Genomic DNA, 18,469 nt, shown 5'->3' with positions numbered 1-18,469 from the left:
GTTTTCAAGGTGCGAGTGTCTCTTATCGAGACTGAGAGACGAGCTCTCAAAACTGAACGATGGGCATGTCCCTTACGGGACGTTTTCCTTAGAAAGGAGGTGATCCAGCCGCACCTTCCGATACGGCTACCTTGTTACGACTTCACCCCAATCATCTACCCCACCTTCGACGGCTGGCTCCTTGCGGTTACCTCACCGGCTTCGGGTGTTGCAAACTCTCGTGGTGTGACGGGCGGTGTGTACAAGACCCGGGAACGTATTCACCGCAGTATGCTGACCTGCGATTACTAGCGATTCCGACTTCATGCAGGCGAGTTGCAGCCTGCAATCCGAACTGGGAACGGCTTTCTGGGATTGGCTCCACCTCGCGGTCTCGCTGCCCTTTGTACCGTCCATTGTAGCACGTGTGTAGCCCAACTCATAAGGGGCATGATGATTTGACGTCATCCCCACCTTCCTCCGGTTTGTCACCGGCAGTCTCCCTAGAGTGCCCAACTAAATGCTGGCAACTAAGGATAGGGGTTGCGCTCGTTGCGGGACTTAACCCAACATCTCACGACACGAGCTGACGACAACCATGCACCACCTGTCACCCTTGTCCCCGAAGGGAAAACTTGATCTCTCAAGCGGTCAAGGGGATGTCAAGAGTTGGTAAGGTTCTTCGCGTTGCTTCGAATTAAACCACATGCTCCACCGCTTGTGCGGGTCCCCGTCAATTCCTTTGAGTTTCAGCCTTGCGGCCGTACTCCCCAGGCGGAGTGCTTAATGCGTTAGCTTCAGCACTGAGGGGCGGAAACCCCCCAACACCTAGCACTCATCGTTTACGGCGTGGACTACCAGGGTATCTAATCCTGTTTGCTCCCCACGCTTTCGCGCCTCAGCGTCAGTTACAGACCAAAGAGTCGCCTTCGCCACTGGTGTTCCTCCACATCTCTACGCATTTCACCGCTACACATGGAATTCCACTCTTCTCTTCTGTACTCAAGCCTTCCAGTTTCCAATGACCCTCCCCGGTTGAGCCGGGGGCTTTCACATCAGACTTAAAAGGCCGCCTGCGCGCGCTTTACGCCCAATAATTCCGGACAACGCTTGCCACCTACGTATTACCGCGGCTGCTGGCACGTAGTTAGCCGTGGCTTTCTCGTAAGGTACCGTCATAGCGTGAGCATTACCTCTCACGCCTATTCTTCCCTTACAACAGAGTTTTACGATCCGAAAACCTTCATCACTCACGCGGCGTTGCTCCATCAGACTTTCGTCCATTGTGGAAGATTCCCTACTGCTGCCTCCCGTAGGAGTCTGGGCCGTGTCTCAGTCCCAGTGTGGCCGATCACCCTCTCAGGTCGGCTATGCATCGTCGCCTTGGTGGGCCATTACCCCACCAACTAGCTAATGCACCGCAAGGCCATCTCAAGGTGACGCCGAAGCGCCTTTCATCATCAGACCATGCGGTCTGAAGAACTATCCGGTATTAGCTCCGATTTCTCGGAGTTATCCCAATCCTTAAGGCAGGTTCCTTACGTGTTACTCACCCGTCCGCCGCTCATTCCCCTCACTTCCCTCCGAAGAGTTCCGTGAGCTTCCTGCGCTCGACTTGCATGTATTAGGCACGCCGCCAGCGTTCGTCCTGAGCCAGGATCAAACTCTCCATAAAGTGTTTGACTTGCTCGTTTTTGTGACCGGAGTCACGTTGACGAAGCTTGCGCTTCATTCATTGTTTGTATCCGAAGATACGTTTTTTGCCTCATCGTTCAGTTTTCAAAGTTCGTCGTGTCGTTTTCAGCGACTTTAATAAGATATCACGAAACAACTTATGCGTCAATCGTTTTTCCCTTATTGTTTTTCATCGCGTCTTCGGCATGCGCCTGTCGACATGTATTAATATACTATCTCGAGATAACAACGTCAACTATTTTTCTAAAAAAGAATGGGAATTATTTTTTCCTTCTATATATAGGTTTCCTAATCTTTTCTTTTTTCATTGTGAAAACCGGTCGATTAGACGACCGGTTCATACGTTACAAGTTCAACGCCTAATCCCTTTGTTCGCTGATAAGAAATCCGAACTAATCCTTTACGGATAAAGAAATCAATCAGACTACTTAAGTCGACTTTTAATTCTTCCAGACGTTGTTCCTCCATCAATTCATACATCGTCCAAGGACGATCACGTTCTCGCATGACCTCAAATAAATACTTACCACCTGACAACACTTTCGATTGTAACAAATGCTCTAAACCAATCAACGCAAGATGAATCCGTTGTTCTAGCGTCTCTTCACTTAATAATAATTGTTCGTACAACTTATAGACATCCGGATCATCCAACCGTGCCTGTTCCCAAACGATGACTTCCGGATGTACCCCTTTTTCCAAGACAGATAACCGGGCGAGATGATGCAGGGCATGGTGGACGTGTGTATATGCATCGTAATAACTTCCACGACTGAACAAGTTTCTTCCATCTTGAAAACGGCGTAACAATTTCGCGAATGATAACGACATCTGTAAACACCGTTCTGTTTCCGGGAAATTTAATAACTGCTTTTTCAAATTCGTCAAATAGTCATTTCGTTCAAAGATAATCGAACCTTCTGATATCCAATGCACGGCCCGTCGGTTTGCATTTAAAACCATCCAACGCGACAACACGTCTTCGTGTACGAGTTGTAATGAAACTCGTAATGTATCCAGACGATAATGTTTGACCGTCCATTCAATGGAGGGGTCTCGCGTGATCACTAAAAGTAAGACATCAAATTGATCGGTCAACGAGTCCCGCGGCTGTCTTTTTTCAACAGAAATGATTCCTTGTGTGTCCGGATAAGCGGCATATTCTGAATAGATCGTTCGTGTTGCTTGCTCCATTTCCTTCTCACCCTTCTCTACTCCATACTCGACCTGCTGATTTTTGATCGTTCGTCCGTTACCATTTTCGACAAAAAATCAATCGTTCCTGCTTCAGACTCGCTCCAACAATATGCTAGACTGGCTACAGGGGGAATTCATGTGAAAAAACAACGTAAAAACAAAATAAATCGTGCCCGTAACTTAGCGATGTTCTTAGTGTTTGGCGGAATGCTCGTCATGTACGGTGGTCTTTTGTTAAAACAATTTGAAATCATCATGGTCATTTTAATGCTCGTCGGATTCGTAATGGTCCTAGCGAGTACAGCTCTCTATTTCTTGATTGGTTTAACGTCGACGAAAGCAGCAGTCGTCACGTGTCCGAACTGCGGGAAAGAAACAAAAGTTCTCGGTCGGGTTGATTTATGTATGCATTGCGACGAACCATTGACGATGGATCGAAACCTCGAAGGAAAAGAATTTGATGAAAAATACAATAAACACAGTAAACGAGCTCCCCGCTAAAGGAAGCTCGTTTTTTAGTGCACGTTCGATTGGCAATCGGGACAAGTCCCGTAGACTTCGAGACGGTGACGATCTACTTTAAATCCTGTCAAGTGCGCAGCAACTGTCTCCACATCATCTAATACCGGATAATTAAAGTCGACGATTTTTCCACAACCTTCACAAATCATATGATAATGACGTGTCGTCACGAAATCAAAGCGACTCGAAGCATCTCCATAATTCATTTCTTCCACGATTCCTTTTTCTCGGAATACCCGTAAGTTATTATAAACTGTCGCCACACTCATATTTGGAAAACGATGTTCGAGCGCACGATAAATTTCATCTGCTGTCGGATGTGTATGTCCCGTCGTTAAATATTCCAAAATCGCATGACGTTGTGGTGTCATACGAACGCCTGATTCACGTAAAGAGCGTACTGCGTCATCTAGCATTTCGTTCGCCACGTCATCCCCTCATTTCTATCTTTCATTGATTATTAGATTGTAATCTTTATAATTAGTCTACCTACATTCTTTCTTTCCGTCAACGGCTCTGCTCCACGTTTGACGGACATGATACAATCGTATCGTGATATTTTTCACGTATCAATGATTGGAGGAATCCTCATGTCAACTCAAACAAGTCGCAAAACTTCTGAAGCGTTATATGAAGTGGCACAAAAATGTATCGTCGGTGGTGTGAACAGCCCATCCCGTTCTTATAAAGCAGTCGGAGGTGGCGCTCCGGTGTATATGGAACGTGGTGAAGGGGCTTACTTCTTCGATGTCGACGGCAATCGGTATATCGATTACTTAGCAGCTTATGGTCCGATCATCACCGGTCATGGTCACCCACATATCACGGAAGCAATCACAAACGCGTCACGAAACGGTTTATTATATGGAACACCCCATCGTTTAGAAATCGATTTCGCTCATAAGCTCCAGCAAGCAATTCCTTCACTCGAAAAAGTTCGATTCACGAATTCCGGAACGGAGGCCGTCATGACGACGATTCGTGTCGCTCGTGCCTACACCGGACGTGAACTGGTCGTCAAGTTCAGTGGCTGTTACCACGGTCATTCCGACTTGATGCTGATTGCAGCGGGAAGTGGACCGGCGACACTCGGTTCGCCTGACTCGGCGGGTGTGACGAAAGCAACAGCCAAAGAAGTCATCACGACACCGTTCAACGACATTGAGTCGTATCGTCAAATCATGTCAGAGTGGGGCGATCAAGTCGCATGTGTCCTCGTCGAACCGATCGTCGGCAATTTCGGAATCGTCGAACCACAACCCGGTTTCCTTCAGGCCATCAACGACATTACGCATGAACATGGTGCGCTCGTCATCTACGATGAAGTCATCACTGCGTTCCGTTTCATGTATGGAAGTGCACAGGAACTGTTAAACATCCGTCCTGATATGACGGCACTCGGAAAAATCATCGGGGGTGGCTTACCGATTGGAGCCTATGGGGGGCGTCAAGATATCATGGAACACGTCGCCCCACTTGGTCCCGCCTATCAAGCAGGAACGATGGCCGGAAATCCGGCTTCGATGGCAGCCGGAATCGCCTGCCTCGAATTACTCGAACAACCCGGAGTTTACGAAGAATTCGACCGACTGGGTGCAAAACTCGAACAAGGTATCCTCGAAGCAGCCAAAACGCATGCTGTGACGATTACGATCAACCGTCTCAAAGGAGCCTTGACGGTCTACTTCACGAATGAGACCGTCGTCGATTATTTAGGAGCTGAGCGTGCTGACAGTGAACTGTTTGGCCGCTTCTTTAAATTAATGCTCGAACAAGGCATCAATCTTGCCCCTTCGAAATATGAAGCGTGGTTCTTGACGACGGCTCATACGGAAGCGGATATCGATGAGACGATTGTTGCCGTGAATCGTGCCTTTTCTCAACTATAATCCAATACAAAAAGGCTATTCCGTTTTTTCGGAATAGCCTTTTTTTCATTCGACGAGCTCTAAGTTCTGAATCGCATACAGTTCGAAGTAAGCGCCACGTTTACGCATCAATTCTTCATGGCGTCCCATTTCCGTGATCTGTCCATTTTCGATGACGACGATTTTATCGGCATCGGTGATTGTCGAAAGACGGTGGGCCACGGTAAACGTCGTCCGTCCTTTGGCAAGACGTGCCAATGAATCTTGGATCATGGACTCGCTTTCTAGATCAAGCGCACTCGTTGCTTCGTCCAAAATCAAAATCGGTGGATTCTTGAGGAACACGCGAGCAATCGCGAGACGTTGTTTTTGTCCGCCCGATAACTTGACACCCCGTTCGCCGACCGGTGTTTTATAGCCATCTTGCAAACGTTCGATGAACTCATGGGCATTGGCGGCTTTGGCTGCAGCAATGACCTGTTCATCTGTCGCCTCCGGATTCCCCATCTTGATATTCATTTCAACCGATTCACTAAACAGAATCGATTCTTGCATGACCATCCCGATTTGGTCGCGCAGTCCTCGCAACTTCAAGTCACGGATGTCGACACCGTCAAGCGTGATTCGTCCGGATGAGACATCATAAAAACGGGGAATCAGACTGACGAGTGTCGATTTCCCGCCTCCCGACATTCCGACGAAGGCAATCCGTTCACCTGCTTGGACATCTAGCGTCAGCCGGTTGATCGCCAGTTCGCCCCCTTCTTCATACGAAAAGCTGATATCTTCAAATTGGACGTTTCCTTTGACAGCACCCGGATTTTTAGCTGTCGCTTTTTCTGTAATGTCATACGGTTCATCCAAAAACTCAAACATCCGGTCCATCGAGGCAATCGATTGCGTCAATGTCGTCGATGAGTTGACGAGTCGGCCGAGTGGTGCGTACAGACGATCAATATAGGCGATGAAGGCGACCATCGTCCCAAGGGACTCTTGACCATTCAAGACAAGGAAGGCAGCTGCTCCAAAAATCAAAATCGGTGCAAAGTCGGTAATCGTCGAAACGACGACGTACGTTCGGGCATTCCAGTTGGTTTGCCGTAAAGCGGCATTTAAAAAACCATCATTTTGTTTTTTGAACGCCCGGTTTTCATGTGGTTCGAGGGCAAAACTCCGAATGACGGCCATTCCGTTGACGCGTTCTGTCAAATGTCCTTGCAACTCGGCCAGTGCCGCGGAACGATCACGTGTCAGACTACGAAGGCGCCCATAAAAGAATTTAACGGCAAGTGCGTAAAAGGGTAACGGAATGATGGCAACGAGTGTCAGTTTGGGATCAATCGTCCACATGATGGCAATCGCAATCAAGATGGTGATCATATCGAGCCAGAGGTTCATCAAACCGGTCACGACAAAATCTTTTGTCTGTTCGACGTCATTGATGATCCGCGAGATGACTTCCCCCGTTTTGGAATTCGAATAAAATCGTAAGGATAATTTCTGGACATGATCAAACAATCGATTTCGGACATCAAATAGAATTTTCGATGCGGACCACTGAGCAAGGTATTGCCGAATGTATTCCAGTGGTGGTTTAACGACAAGGAAGACGAAGAATCCGGCTCCGATCAAATAGGCCAATTCTTTACTGCGTTCCGCCAATGGAACCGTCGTCGTTTCGTCCAAAAGATTATCGATGATGTATTTATAGAGCAGTGGCAACCCTAATGGAATCGAAAACTTGATGATCCCGACAAACACCGTTAAAAGGATTTGCTTTTTATAGGGTTTGACGAATTCCATGTACCGCCGAATCGAACCTCTTTCTTTTAAAGGTATCTGTTTTTTTCTACTTCTACTCATGTGTTTCCCTTCTTTCCACTAAAAAAAGACGATGGCGAACCATCATCTCCGATATCTTGTTTCGTATTCACGATACCACGTTTCAACGAATGCTGGATTAAACGGACCCTTGCGACTCCGAATCCATTGAATCAAAATCTGGACGTTGTCCTTGAGAATACGATCAATCGCTTTCGGATAATTCATGTCCCGGCGATGTTTCTCGTACTCATCCTCATCCAAAATCATGTAAGACATGTCTGGATAAACTTTGATGTCTAAATCATAATCAATGTACTTGACTGCTCGATCCTTTTCATCAAACGTCGAAGGTGACCCTAAGTTACAGTAATAGTAGATTCCATCTTCGCGAATCATACAAATTACGTTGAACCAAAGTTCTGTCGAAAAATAACAAATCGCGGGTTCTCGTGTCCGCCACTGACGACCATCCGATTCACTGACCATGATCCGGTCATTGAATCCAATCAATTCTTCTTCCGTCGATTTAAGCACGAGCGTTTCTTCCCAAACTCTGTGTAAGCTGCCGTTATGTTTGAAACTTTGAATCTCAATCTTGCTACTTTCTTTTGGGAATCGACTCATGTGCTACTCCTTTCTGAAGCTTTTTATTCAGTTTTTTCTATACTCTCGTGCTTATTATACCCATTTTCAGAACACATGAAAAACGAAAGGCTACTTTTTCAAGAAAATGACTGGTATTTATTTTGAAAAATGATGTAAAATCGCTTGCTTCCGTTGGCGGAACATCGGTCCCAGGATGAAGAGATCGACGAACCATTTCGGCAAATACGATTTATAAATCAAATCATCCACCATATAGACACCGTCCACCCGCTCCTCGACACGGTGCGTATGACACCAGACCGAAAACGGAAACGGAACCTTGACTCCGACGTCGACAAACACGTCTCTGCCGACCATCGGGATGATTGAATCCCACTTCACATAGATCGGCGGAAGACCGACCTTCAGCTGAATCGTATTCCCGGCATACGTCCTCGTATCGCCACTCGTTTGTACTTTTGGGAAAGTCGTCATACCGGTCAATGCTTTCGCATCGCTCAAAAATAACCAGGCTTGGTCCTTTGTCGTCGGCACACGCGTTTCCGTCAAAAAATGCTTCATCTTCATTCCCCTTTCAATAATCGATCAATTTTCATTTGCGCGACAGAAATCGGTTGTTTGGCATACGTCGATTCGTCCATCAAAACAGTTTCTGTTGGTTGTGTCTCGACGCGGTAAACCGTAATGTCCCAAATCCGGTGTGAAAAGATATGTTTAATACTACCGACAAGCGTTCCCGGTTGGTCGTCCATCGTCTCTACTAAAGGATATTGCCACATGCCTGCGAGTAATCCAGTATCCGGACGTTTCATGACGGCCACACGTCCGTCTTCTTTATACACTAATGCATCATATTGAATTGTCTGTGTCTTCCCTTTTTTTGTTTTGACAGGAAGCTCTGCTTGAACGGACCGGTCATAGGCAAAACAGACATCGTTGACCGGACAGAGTCCACACATCGGTGATTTTGGTGTACAGACCATCGCACCAAGCTCCATCAAGCCTTGATTGAAGCTGGACGGATCCGCATGGTCAATTAATTCATGAACAGCAGCTTCAAATACTTTCCGTGTTTTTGGTGCGGCGATGTCGTCATAAATCCCGAGAACCCGGGATAATACACGCATGACGTTCCCGTCGACAGCCGGCTCCGGATGACCGTACGCAATTGAAAGGACGGCACCTGTCGTGTAAGGACCCACGCCACGCAAACTCTCAAATCGTTCTTTCTCATCCGGTACGATTCCATCATATTTTTCAACAACTTCTTGAACGGCGATTTGAAGATTCTTAACTCGGGAATAGTACCCTAGACCCTCCCAGTATTTTAAGACTTCACTTTGATCGGCCGATGCTAAATCGTGTGGTGTCGGAAAACGTTCCGTAAAACGATGGTAATAAGGAATTACCGTGTCGACCCGCGTCTGTTGTAACATGATTTCACTGATCCAGATATGGTACGGGTTTTTCGTTTCCCGCCATGGCAATTGTCGTTGCTCACGTAAGAACCATTGAACCAGTTCCGTCGTAAAATGTTGTTTATTGAAGTTTGTGAAATATTCTTTAACGAGAGTCAAAATTCTACCTCTTTTCTGTCTGATACGTTATAGTAAATGCAACTTGCAGGTAACTGATTTTTCAAATCATGAATGAGATTCATTACTTTTTCATTATTTTTTATAGAGGAGCGAATTCGCATTGGATACTGGTACGCATATCGGAATGGGACTTTGCCTCGCCGCCATTTCTACGCTTGAACCTGACGTCGCCGCGAGCGCTACGCTGTTTGCCGCCGTCACAACCACGGCCCTGGTCGGTTCCCATGCTCCGGACTTTGATACTGTATTTAAATTTAAAGGAAATAGTGCCTATCTCAGACAGCACCGTGGAAAATCACACGGATTGATTGCTTTGATCGCTTGGCCGTTATTGTTATCCATCGTCATCGGCGCCTTGTTTGGTGTTCCACCTACTTCATTATGGCTGATGGCACAGATTGCTGTCGCCCTTCATGTCTTCGTCGATCTGTTTAATGCTTACGGGACACAAGCACTTCATCCGTTCAAGAAAACCTGGATTGGGTGGGGCGTCATCAATACGTTTGATCCCTACCTGTTCACGATGTATTATAGCGCGTTTGGCATCTGGTTACTGACCCGGGCGACAATCGTCATCTTTCCGATCCTGATCGCCATCGTTATCATCTACTACGCCGTCCAGTTTAAACTGCGGAATGATGCGCTAGCGACGGCAGCCCGCTATTACGGCGGTGCCCACAAATTGTTTATTTCTCCCGGAATGAAATGGGATGAATGGCATGTCGCGGCACGCCTCCGTAACGAATATGCTGTCGTTAAAATCAATTCTGGAAACGTCGTCGAGTGCGGAAACTTCCGCATCAAAGAGGAACCTCATGGGGACGAGTTGTATGAATTCGTCAAAGAAAACGCTGATTTGCAGGCTTTCCTTGAGTTTTCGAAGATTCATACGTATACCGTTTCACGAAAAGATGGCATCGTCGAATATCGCTTCACGAATTTACGGTATTTCACGAAAGAAGTGTATCCCTTCGTCGCGGTCGTCCGAATTGATGCGACGTCGCATCAAATCGTCAGCTCTTACACGGGTTGGGTTTTCAGCGAACGGACGTTACAAAAAAAACTAGTTGTTCCCGCCTTATGAATAAAGGACTCGCTCTGTTCGGAAAAATCCTTCCGAAGAGCGAGTCCTTTATTTAGTTGAACGACTGGCTGTCGCGCCCAATCATCAGATGCTTGAACTTTTCATTTGTCGTGTTGAAACGATGCAACATCGCACCGTGTTGTTTGATTTGTTGTTGGACGAAACGAACGGCAACCGCTTCGCCTTGGTATTTCTCTCCTGCCCGCGCAAGTGTCGCTTCGAAATCTTCCCAAAGTACTTCAACCCACGTCAAAGCTTCGAGTGGTGTCAACGTCTCGTTGACGTTTTGTAATTCTGCAGCCAGTCCTTTTAGTGCTTCTGAACGATTTTGATCCATCGTCATTCCTCCTCTTCTCGAATCAAGGCGAGTGGAATCGCCACTTCGTTTACTGTCCCTTCAAAATGTCCCCAGCCCATGACCCCGTTTACGAAATGCAGTTCGAAACGTAGTTCTTCTCCATCAATCCGGTAAAACCGTCCTGTCTCGAAGCGACTCGCATCGACGAGATAACTCTGGGCAATCGCGATTTTACGGATGATGACCTCAACCTCACTCATGTTGCCATGTTGCTCGGCTTTTCGTTTTTGCTCGTTCAACTTCGTCACGAGCATCTCTAATTCATATTTCGACAGTTGACTCATTCGTGTGTCCATCAAAAAACTCCCCCTCTTCGTCATTAGTATATACGAAAAGAGGAAGTAAAATGGTCCTGTTAGCTCGATTTCAGTTCGAGATTCCGTTTGCTTTGTAAGGCATACATTTTCGCATAAATCTGGTGTTTCCCTAATAACTCTTCGTGTGTCCCACGTTCAGCAATCTGTCCGCGGTCCAGGACGATGATTTCATCCGCGTCTTTGATCGTTGATAGCCGGTGGGCGATGATGAACGTCGTCCGCCCTTTCGTCAATGTCAGCAACGCTTCTTGAATCATCGCTTCCGTCTCAGAATCGACACTGGCCGTTGCTTCATCCAACACTAAAATTGCCGGGTCGAAGGCCAGGGCACGGGCAAAGCTGATCAACTGCCGTTCTCCGGCCGACAAGGTCGCTCCCTTTTCGATGACCGGTTGGTCCAGTCCTTTGGGGAGCCGGTCGATGAATCGGTCCGCACCCACCGCGACGATCGCTTCCCGGATGCGTTCGTCCGAAGTCGATGGATTACCGAGCGTGATGTTCGTCCGAATCGTCCCCGTGAATAAAAATGGATCTTGTAAGACGATCCCCATATGATCACGGACAGCTTGTTTGGGCAACGTCGTGACATCTTGTCCGTCAATCAGTAGTTGTCCTGCTGACGGATCATAAAAACGCATCAACAGGTTCATGATCGAACTTTTCCCACTGCCGGTATGACCGACCAGAGCAATCGTCGCACCGGGTCGCGCCTCGATCTCAATCTGTTGCAACACCGGGTGACCGGGATCATAACTGAATTCCACTTGCTTGAACTGGACACGACCCGCAAAACGCGGCAAACGTCCTTTTTCGACATCTTCCCCCTTCTCATCCAGCAGTTGGAACATCCGGTCTGCTGAGACAAGGGCTTGTTGAAGCGGGGACAACTGATTCATGATTTGAGTGACCGGTTCAAATAGACGGGAGACATAATCGATGTAGGCATATAGGATACCAAGCGATAAAAACGTTCCGTCCGTCAAACTTTTTCCGGCGACGACCCAAATCAATAAGGCGAGCGTCAAGTTTTTTAAGAAGTATGACAAGTTATGCGACATCAACGCTTCCAGTCGGAGTAATTTCGAGCGTGTCTGATAGTTTTCTTCGTTTTTCTGTTCAAACTCCGCGAGGACTTCTTTTTCCCGGGCATATGCTTGAATGATGGGCATCGTTTGGATATTTTCATTTAATTGACCGTTCATATCGGCGACAAGTGATCGGACCTTAAAGTTGTTTTCCGTCGCTAGTTTTTGGAACAATTGAATCCAAAAGTAGACAATCGGAATGATGACGAGTGAGGCCAACCCTAAACGAACATCAAGGAAAAACATCGCCACGAGGATTCCTGCCATCGTGATGAGTCCGGAAAAGACGCGTGCCAACACACCGAGGTACAGATCACGAATCGTTTCCGTATCATTGGTCACCCGACTAACGATTTTACCGATTGGCGTCTGATCAAAATACCGGACCGGCAACCGTTGTAAATGTGAAAATACATCCAACCGCATCCGTTTGACGATTTTATGGGCCGAACGCTGAAGCAAAATCTGTTGGATCCAGTTTAAGCCTGCTGCAAGCAACAGTAAGATGATGTAGAACAACGACAACCATCCAATTGCTTTCAGATCTGAGGCATAAAAATCATACACTTGACCTTGCGTCAGCTGCGTGACATCCGGGTAACGATACGTGTCGGTTCCACGTGTGACCGTCAACGTTCCATCCGTCACACTCCGTTCCCCCCCACTGACGACTTTTTCCGGAACAAAATAATAGCCGTCTTTCGATTGAACGATCGCGATCGGTCTCAAGACTGCTGACGCCGGTACATCAGCCGTCTTCGCAAACTGTCGGTCCGCATACTCGACGGCCCCTCCTTCCGTCACTTCGACCCAATCTTTTTCGATTGCGACAATATGTTCATCAATGATGACTTTAGCAATATACGGTCCGGTCAGTTCTGCTCCGACTGCCAGAATCAACAAAAACAATCCTAAGAAGATCGCTCGTTTCTCGTGCATTGCATACCGGACGAGCGAGCGGATGGTTGTTTTCCGGCGAACCGGATCTAATACATAAAGTTCTTCTTCATTCATGGTTCACACCTCCTCACTTACGTTTCTTCACTTTGGCGTTCAAACTGTTCAGCGTACCAGCCTTTGAGTGCCATCAATTGTTCGTGTGTCCCACGTTCTGTCACTCGACCGTCTTGTAAGACAAGAATTTCATCCGCATGGGCAACCGCGGATAAGCGGTGGGCGACAATCAACGTCGTCGACTGTTCCCGGTTCGTGCGGATTGCATCGATGATTTGCGATTCCGTTTTCGCATCAACTGCTGACAACGAATCGTCGAGTAACAATAACTTCGGTTTTTTCAACATGGCCCGCGCAATCGACAGTCGTTGTTTCTGACCTCCCGATAACGTGACCCCGCGCTCCCCGACCAGTGTCTCCAGTCCTTGATCGAGCATCGTGATATCCGTCGTAAATGAAGCAAGACGAATTGCTTCGTGCAGCTCCTCATCCGTTGCCGTTCCGGCACCAAACAGAATATTGTCCCGAACTGTTTTTGAAAATAACAGATGTTCTTGCGAAACATATCCTGTCCAACCTCGGACCGTTTCAAGTGCCACATCTTCATACGGAACCCCGTTGACTTTCAACATCTCACGCCCGACCGGATATTCGCGTAAGAACTGACGAAGGAGCGTCGTTTTCCCGGCACCGGTCGGACCGACGATCCCAATCGTCTTCCCTTGTTCAACCGTTACGTTCACGCCCAGTAACGCCGGTTGTTTTGTCTCCGGATACGTAAACGTCAAGTCTGACAGTTCAAACGTTTCCGGGACATCGATGTCGACGTTCGGCGTCGATGTAATCAATGGTTTGACCCGCATCGTCGATTGAAGCCGATCGAGGCTTGCTGTCCCGCGCTGAATGACGTTGATCAATTCACCAAAGGCGTACATCGGCCAAATCAACATGCCGAGGTAAATATTAAAGGCAACGAGTTGCCCGAGCGTGATGTCGTTCGTGAAGACGAGGTACGTCCCGAACGATAAACCAATCAAGTAACTGATCCCGACTAATAATTTGATGATCGGTTCAAACAAGACATCGATTTTTGCGACATGCATGTTTTTATCGAAAACATCGGTCGTGACTTGGTCGAATTTTTTTACATCGATATCTTCTTGTACAAATGAGCGGATGACCCGTAAACCAGAAATCGACTCCACGACTTGGTCGTTCATCGTCCCAAAAGCATCCTGCGCCGTCATGAAACGCCCATGAATCTGACTGCCAAGTTTGTTCATCGCATAGGCAAGAATCGGCATCGGCAACAGTGCCGCAAGCGTCAGTTTCCAATCAATCGCGACCCCCATCACGACTAACGTAATCGCTGTCATGTTGAGTGAATCGACGAGTGTCAGGACACCAAAGCCAGCCGTTCGTTCGACTGCCTTCAAGTCATTGGTCGCGAGCGCCATCAAATCCCCTGTTCGATTCCGTTGGTAAAATGTCGGCGTCAGTTTTAATAAATGTGTAAAAAACTGGCTCCGCAATGTGCGTTCAAGTAAAAAAGCCGTTCCAAATAATTTCGCAAGCCATAAATACGTCAAGATAAAGGACGTGATCGAGATGACAGTCAGACCGATGACGTATTGCATCAGAGTCGTCCGGTCCATGGAACCGGAACGTAATCCGTCGATTACTTTTCCGATCAGCCATGGGGGCGTCAAGTCGATGAAGCCCGTCACAATCAATAAGACGACGGCAATCAAATATGATTTTTTATGTTCCTTCAAAAACCAACTGAGTTGGCGAAATAGTCGCACGATCGTTCTCTCCTTTGTCGTTCATATTGGTGTTACCTAGTTTCCAAGCACGCAAAAAAGGCACACTGATTTCCGGAGCAGTCCGAGAATCAATCTGCCTTTCTAAAGACGATTTGAATCGACGATATGGTCTGCGTGCTCGGGGAACGGATTCCCTGTCAATCGCACACTGAATGAGTGTTTATACGAGTTCGAGAGTCTCCGCCATATTTAGCTGTTTGATAGATGAGATAACAAGTGGCTGTTTCATGTGACGGTTCCTCCTTTTCTTAATCTGAGCGTAGAATAACATAATTGTCGAACAATTGTCAATTTTGTGTCCATTTTTTAGCGTGAATCTATTTCTCGTCATATTCCTTCTTCTTCTTCCTGTTTCACTTGCTCGATTGCTTCTGCGATGAGCGCATACGGGAACCCTTTCCGGACGAGCGCCTGCTGCGTTTTTTGCACACGGGCGAACGGCTCCAAGTTCCGGTATTTCGGATAATATTTTCGCGCTTGGTACAACGCAGCTGATTCTTCCGTTTCCGCTTCGATCTCTTCGAACACAAGTTGAAGTCCCTGTTTTGAGACTTCCGTTGAAAAACCGCGTTGCATCAGTGTTTGCTGTAGTTTCTGTTTCAGCTCACGAACCGATCTTCTCGCCAGTTCTTTTTGTTTTTGCCGTAAAAACTTCAACACTTTTTCGAGTTCTTCTTCTTCTGTGAACTGTGCGAGTGCTTCATCAATATCCTTCTTCGGAATTTTCAAAGCTTCTAAATCCCGTCGAATCCGTCCGGGACCTTGCGGCGTCGTCGCTTTTTTCGTCGCCGTATACGCTTGAGCAAATTGTTGATCATTCAAATACTTTTGATCGGTCAACCGTTTGATCGCATGTTTAATCGCATGCTCCGGTGTTTCCTTTTCCATCAAATAGGTTTCGACTTCACTCGTCGCCCGCATCCGGTATGACAGATGGTTAAGCGACAACCGGTAGGCTTTTTGTTGTTCTTCTGCCGTGAGTACTTCCTTGACGAAATCATCCTCTAGCTCTTTGTCGCGCTGTAGATTATATTTGATTAAAATATCGACATCGACGGCAAATGCATATTCTTCTTTGCCCTCGCGTTCAATGTAAATATTAAAACGTTCCGTATTTTTCTTTTGGGTTGAGATTCGTTTGATTTTCAAGTCTGTTCCTCCTTTTTCGTCTTCTTCTGCAACGATAACATGTTGAATGAGGTTTGAGTGAAATGGACAAACGGGAACATATGTACAAGGATTAATATAGATAGAACGAGAGGATGACTTAAGCTATGAAAATCGCGATTACAGGCGGAACCGGAATGATTGGACAGGCACTAACGAAACGATTACTTAACGAAGGACATCAGATTGTGATTTTAACCCGTTCACCGAAGGCAGCAGAAGGCGCCGTCTCCTACGTTGAATGGCTGACGGATAAAGCGGCACCCGAACAGGAATTAAACGATGTGGATGCCTTCATCCATTTAGCCGGTGCCTCAATCAACGATGGAAGATGGACGGAGGAACGGAAACGAGTCATTCTTGACAGCCGGATTGATGGGACAAAAGAATTGGTCCGGATCATTCAAGCCCTGGATTCAAAACCAGCTGTCGTCTTATCGGCATCTGCCGTCGGAATTTATGGACAAGACCGCCATCAGACTTTTTCCGAAGACACCTCTCTTCCACCAACTGCCGATTTTCTGAGCCATGTGTGTGTTGCTTGGGAAAACTTAGCCGAACCGATTGCCGAGCTCGGTATCCGCTTAGTCCATCCACGAATCGGTGTCGTCCTGAGTACGGACGGTGGTGCTTATCCATTGATGCGTCTTCCTTACAAACTGTTTGGCGGAGGAACGATGGGCGACGGAAAACAATGGGTCTCCTGGGTTCATATCGATGATCTCGTTGAACTGTTCCTGTTCGCCTTGACGACTGACTCCGTGAACGGTCCCCTCAACATCACGGCACCTCACCCTGAGACGATGCGACGGTTCGGAAAAACAATCGGGAATGTATTACATCGTCCTCACTGGTTACCCGCTCCACGCTTCGCACTCGAACTCGCCCTTGGCGAAAAAAGTGTCATCGTTCTTGAAGGAGCTCGAGTCATTCCGAAAAAAGCACTCGAAAATGGTTACAAATTTCGGTATGCTGAACTAAAGGATGCACTTCAAAATCTGGAGCATACAAACTAATACAGGGGCTGACACATGTTGGATGTTTTAATACGCAATGCACATATCTTCCCGATTACATCAGATAATTTTTATGGAGATATTCGAATCAAAGACGGTAAAATCAATGAAATCAATGAACTATTGGATGCCCGAGAAGATGAGCGGGTCATCGAAGCCGAAGGACGTTTTTTACTCCCCGGGTTCATCGATGCCCATACTCATCTCGGACTTTATGATGAAGGAACCGGGACGGTCGGAAATGATGCCAATGAAACGATTTTTGCGATGACCCCTCATTTACGGGCAATTGATGGCGTCTATCCGTTAGACGAAGGTTTCAAAGAAGCGATCGAACACGGCGTTACGACGGTTCAAGTCATGCCGGGCAGCATGAACATCATCGGTGGTGTCACAAGTGTCATCAAGACACACGGACGGTTCATCGACGATATGATTTTACGGAAATACGCTGGATTAAAAATCGCCCTTGGAGAAAATCCGAAACGTGTCCATAGTGCCGGACGTGCCGGGGAACTGACACGAATGGGGATCATGGGAATGTTGCGCGAAGCTTTCCTCGAAGTAAAAATGCAACGAACAGCGGATACATTCGCCCATCGGATGATCGAACGGGTCTTGAACAAAGAGATGCCACTCCGTGTCCATGCCCACCGTGCGGACGATATTTTGTCTGCCATCCGCTTTGCGGAAGAATTTAATCTCGATGTCCGGATTGAACATTGTACAGAAGGCCACCTCGTCGCAAAAGAACTTCAACGATTACCGATCGAGCACGTGACAGTCGGTCCGACGTTTACACGAAAATCTAAGATTGAACTTAAAAATAAGACCTGGGAAACGTACCGTGTTCTGCACGAACATGGGTTAGAAGTCTCGATTACGACGGATCACCCTTATACACCTGTCCAGTATTTGAATTTATGTGCCGGTCTTGCTGCTCGTGAAGGATTACCCGTCGACATCGCGCTTCGTGCCATCACGATCAATCCAGCCCGATCGATTGGTGTCGCCGATCGAGTCGGTTCAATCGAAGTCGGTAAAGATGCCGACCTTGTCTTGTGGAGTCATTTCCCGCTCGATTATCTTGCGAAGCCGTTGATGACGATGATTGACGGGAAAGTAATCTTTGAACATACACATCTCACTTCAATGTCTTAAAAAAAAGTCTTTGATTTTAACGGAAAATCGTTAAAATTCAAAGACTTTTTTCGTTATGAAAATGGCTACTTTTTGTTTGCAAAAAATGTCAGCTTTTTGTTTGTTTTTTCACAAAAATTATTTGCTTGCTTTTTTAAAAAAAGAAGGTAATATTATCTTATCCGACAACTGAAGAAGGCATACCATGCGCGGTTCAAACGAGTCAGACAGGT

16 protein-coding genes and 1 rRNA gene are annotated in these 18,469 nt (G+C 47.0%); 5 read left to right on the top strand and 12 right to left on the bottom strand.

Annotation, left to right across the window (positions count from 1 at the left end):
• Positions 1–92: 92 nt before the first annotated feature.
• Both P404_RS0112475 and P404_RS0112465 read right to left on the bottom strand, forming a co-directional pair.
• A 16S ribosomal RNA gene (locus P404_RS0112475) occupies positions 93–1,654 on the bottom strand.
• 344 nt (positions 1,655–1,998) lie between these two features.
• Positions 1,999–2,868, bottom strand: coding sequence for a nucleotidyltransferase-like protein (locus P404_RS0112465; RefSeq protein WP_026830946.1), 870 nt, complete (start codon positions 2,866–2,868; stop codon positions 1,999–2,001).
• A 141-nt stretch (positions 2,869–3,009) separates the two neighbouring features.
• On the opposite strand from P404_RS0112465, the gene P404_RS0112460 reads away from it, so the two are divergent.
• Complete coding sequence (locus tag P404_RS0112460; RefSeq protein WP_012369565.1) at positions 3,010–3,372, top strand: DUF2614 family zinc ribbon-containing protein; 363 nt, start codon at positions 3,010–3,012, stop codon at positions 3,370–3,372.
• A 14-nt stretch (positions 3,373–3,386) separates the two neighbouring features.
• On the opposite strand, the gene perR is transcribed toward P404_RS0112460, so the two are convergent.
• The gene (gene perR / locus P404_RS0112455) at positions 3,387–3,809 is read right to left on the bottom strand and encodes a peroxide-responsive transcriptional repressor PerR (protein ID WP_251027441.1); all 423 of its coding nucleotides are present in this window, start codon (positions 3,807–3,809) and stop codon (positions 3,387–3,389) included.
• A 174-nt stretch (positions 3,810–3,983) separates the two neighbouring features.
• On the opposite strand from perR, the gene P404_RS0112450 reads away from it, so the two are divergent.
• Positions 3,984–5,282, top strand: coding sequence for a glutamate-1-semialdehyde 2,1-aminomutase (locus P404_RS0112450; protein ID WP_014969655.1), 1,299 nt, complete (start codon positions 3,984–3,986; stop codon positions 5,280–5,282).
• A 45-nt stretch (positions 5,283–5,327) separates the two neighbouring features.
• Here the strand turns inward: P404_RS0112450 and P404_RS0112445 are convergent, their stop codons facing one another.
• The 4 genes from P404_RS0112445 to mutY form a co-directional block, all read right to left on the bottom strand.
• On the bottom strand, positions 5,328–7,064 hold the full coding sequence (locus P404_RS0112445; RefSeq protein ID WP_034774507.1) for an ABC transporter ATP-binding protein: 1,737 nt from the start codon (positions 7,062–7,064) through the stop codon (positions 5,328–5,330).
• Positions 7,065–7,166: 102 nt separating this feature from the next.
• Positions 7,167–7,709 carry a nucleoside tri-diphosphate phosphatase gene (ntdP, locus tag P404_RS0112440; protein ID WP_014969653.1) on the bottom strand — a complete coding sequence of 181 codons (543 nt, stop codon included), beginning with the start codon at positions 7,707–7,709 and terminating at the stop codon, positions 7,167–7,169.
• Between the two features lie 117 nt (positions 7,710–7,826).
• On the bottom strand, positions 7,827–8,252 hold the full coding sequence (locus tag P404_RS0112435; RefSeq protein WP_014969652.1) for an SRPBCC family protein: 426 nt from the start codon (positions 8,250–8,252) through the stop codon (positions 7,827–7,829).
• Positions 8,253–8,254: 2 nt separating this feature from the next.
• Positions 8,255–9,268: an A/G-specific adenine glycosylase gene (gene mutY, locus P404_RS0112430; protein WP_034774504.1), complete on the bottom strand. Its 1,014-nt coding sequence runs from the start codon at positions 9,266–9,268 to the stop codon at positions 8,255–8,257.
• A gap of 121 nt (positions 9,269–9,389) precedes the next feature.
• Here mutY and P404_RS0112425 point away from each other — a divergent pair, with 121 nt between their 5' ends.
• Positions 9,390–10,373: a metal-dependent hydrolase gene (locus P404_RS0112425; protein WP_014969650.1), complete on the top strand. Its 984-nt coding sequence runs from the start codon at positions 9,390–9,392 to the stop codon at positions 10,371–10,373.
• A 52-nt stretch (positions 10,374–10,425) separates the two neighbouring features.
• Here the strand turns inward: P404_RS0112425 and P404_RS0112420 are convergent, their stop codons facing one another.
• The 5 genes from P404_RS0112420 to P404_RS0112395 all read right to left on the bottom strand — a co-directional run bounded on the left by P404_RS0112420 (position 10,426) and on the right by P404_RS0112395 (position 16,062).
• Entirely contained in the window at positions 10,426–10,710 is a 285-nt protein-coding gene (locus tag P404_RS0112420) for a YfhJ family protein (protein ID WP_014969649.1), read from the bottom strand.
• Between the two features lie 2 nt (positions 10,711–10,712).
• Positions 10,713–11,027, bottom strand: a complete 315-nt coding sequence (locus P404_RS0112415) for a DUF1811 family protein (RefSeq protein ID WP_026830942.1) — start codon at positions 11,025–11,027, stop codon at positions 10,713–10,715.
• Positions 11,028–11,086: 59 nt separating this feature from the next.
• Positions 11,087–13,147 (bottom strand): ABC transporter ATP-binding protein, encoded by a 2,061-nt coding sequence (locus P404_RS0112410; protein WP_026830941.1) that lies wholly within the window; start codon positions 13,145–13,147, stop codon positions 11,087–11,089.
• 17 nt (positions 13,148–13,164) lie between these two features.
• The gene (locus tag P404_RS0112405; RefSeq protein ID WP_014969646.1) at positions 13,165–14,892 is read right to left on the bottom strand and encodes an ABC transporter ATP-binding protein; all 1,728 of its coding nucleotides are present in this window, start codon (positions 14,890–14,892) and stop codon (positions 13,165–13,167) included.
• A gap of 348 nt (positions 14,893–15,240) precedes the next feature.
• Complete coding sequence (locus P404_RS0112395; protein ID WP_014969645.1) at positions 15,241–16,062, bottom strand: RecX family transcriptional regulator; 822 nt, start codon at positions 16,060–16,062, stop codon at positions 15,241–15,243.
• Between the two features lie 125 nt (positions 16,063–16,187).
• Between P404_RS0112395 and P404_RS0112390 the strand changes: the two genes are divergently transcribed.
• A complete protein-coding gene (locus tag P404_RS0112390) occupies positions 16,188–17,096 on the top strand; it encodes a TIGR01777 family oxidoreductase (RefSeq protein ID WP_014969644.1) in 909 nt (302 codons plus the stop codon).
• A gap of 15 nt (positions 17,097–17,111) precedes the next feature.
• Positions 17,112–18,257 carry an amidohydrolase gene (locus tag P404_RS0112385; protein WP_014969643.1) on the top strand — a complete coding sequence of 382 codons (1,146 nt, stop codon included), beginning with the start codon at positions 17,112–17,114 and terminating at the stop codon, positions 18,255–18,257.
• Positions 18,258–18,469 lie beyond the last annotated feature (212 nt).

The organism is Exiguobacterium antarcticum DSM 14480, assembly GCF_000685865.1.
GTDB classification, from domain to species: domain Bacteria; phylum Bacillota; class Bacilli; order Exiguobacteriales; family Exiguobacteriaceae; genus Exiguobacterium_A; species Exiguobacterium_A antarcticum.
This window is presented reverse-complemented; position numbering and strand designations above follow the sequence as displayed.

Bases quoted from the DNA above. Each gene is read 5' to 3' on its own strand.
- P404_RS0112465 (WP_026830946.1), bottom strand. From the start codon at position 2,868: ATGGAGCAAGCAACACGAACGATCTATTCAGAATATGCCGCTTATCCG.
- perR (WP_251027441.1), bottom strand. From the start codon at position 3,809: ATGCTAGATGACGCAGTACGCTCTTTACGTGAATCAGGCGTTCGTATG.
- P404_RS0112450 (WP_014969655.1), top strand. From the start codon at position 3,984: ATGTCAACTCAAACAAGTCGCAAAACTTCTGAAGCGTTATATGAAGTG.
- P404_RS0112445 (WP_034774507.1), bottom strand. From the start codon at position 7,064: ATGGAATTCGTCAAACCCTATAAAAAGCAAATCCTTTTAACGGTGTTT.
- ntdP (WP_014969653.1), bottom strand. From the start codon at position 7,709: ATGAGTCGATTCCCAAAAGAAAGTAGCAAGATTGAGATTCAAAGTTTC.
- P404_RS0112435 (WP_014969652.1), bottom strand. From the start codon at position 8,252: ATGAAGCATTTTTTGACGGAAACGCGTGTGCCGACGACAAAGGACCAA.
- P404_RS0112420 (WP_014969649.1), bottom strand. From the start codon at position 10,710: ATGGATCAAAATCGTTCAGAAGCACTAAAAGGACTGGCTGCAGAATTA.
- P404_RS0112415 (WP_026830942.1), bottom strand. From the start codon at position 11,027: ATGGACACACGAATGAGTCAACTGTCGAAATATGAATTAGAGATGCTC.
- P404_RS0112410 (WP_026830941.1), bottom strand. From the start codon at position 13,147: ATGAATGAAGAAGAACTTTATGTATTAGATCCGGTTCGCCGGAAAACA.
- P404_RS0112390 (WP_014969644.1), top strand. From the start codon at position 16,188: ATGAAAATCGCGATTACAGGCGGAACCGGAATGATTGGACAGGCACTA.
- P404_RS0112385 (WP_014969643.1), top strand. From the start codon at position 17,112: ATGTTGGATGTTTTAATACGCAATGCACATATCTTCCCGATTACATCA.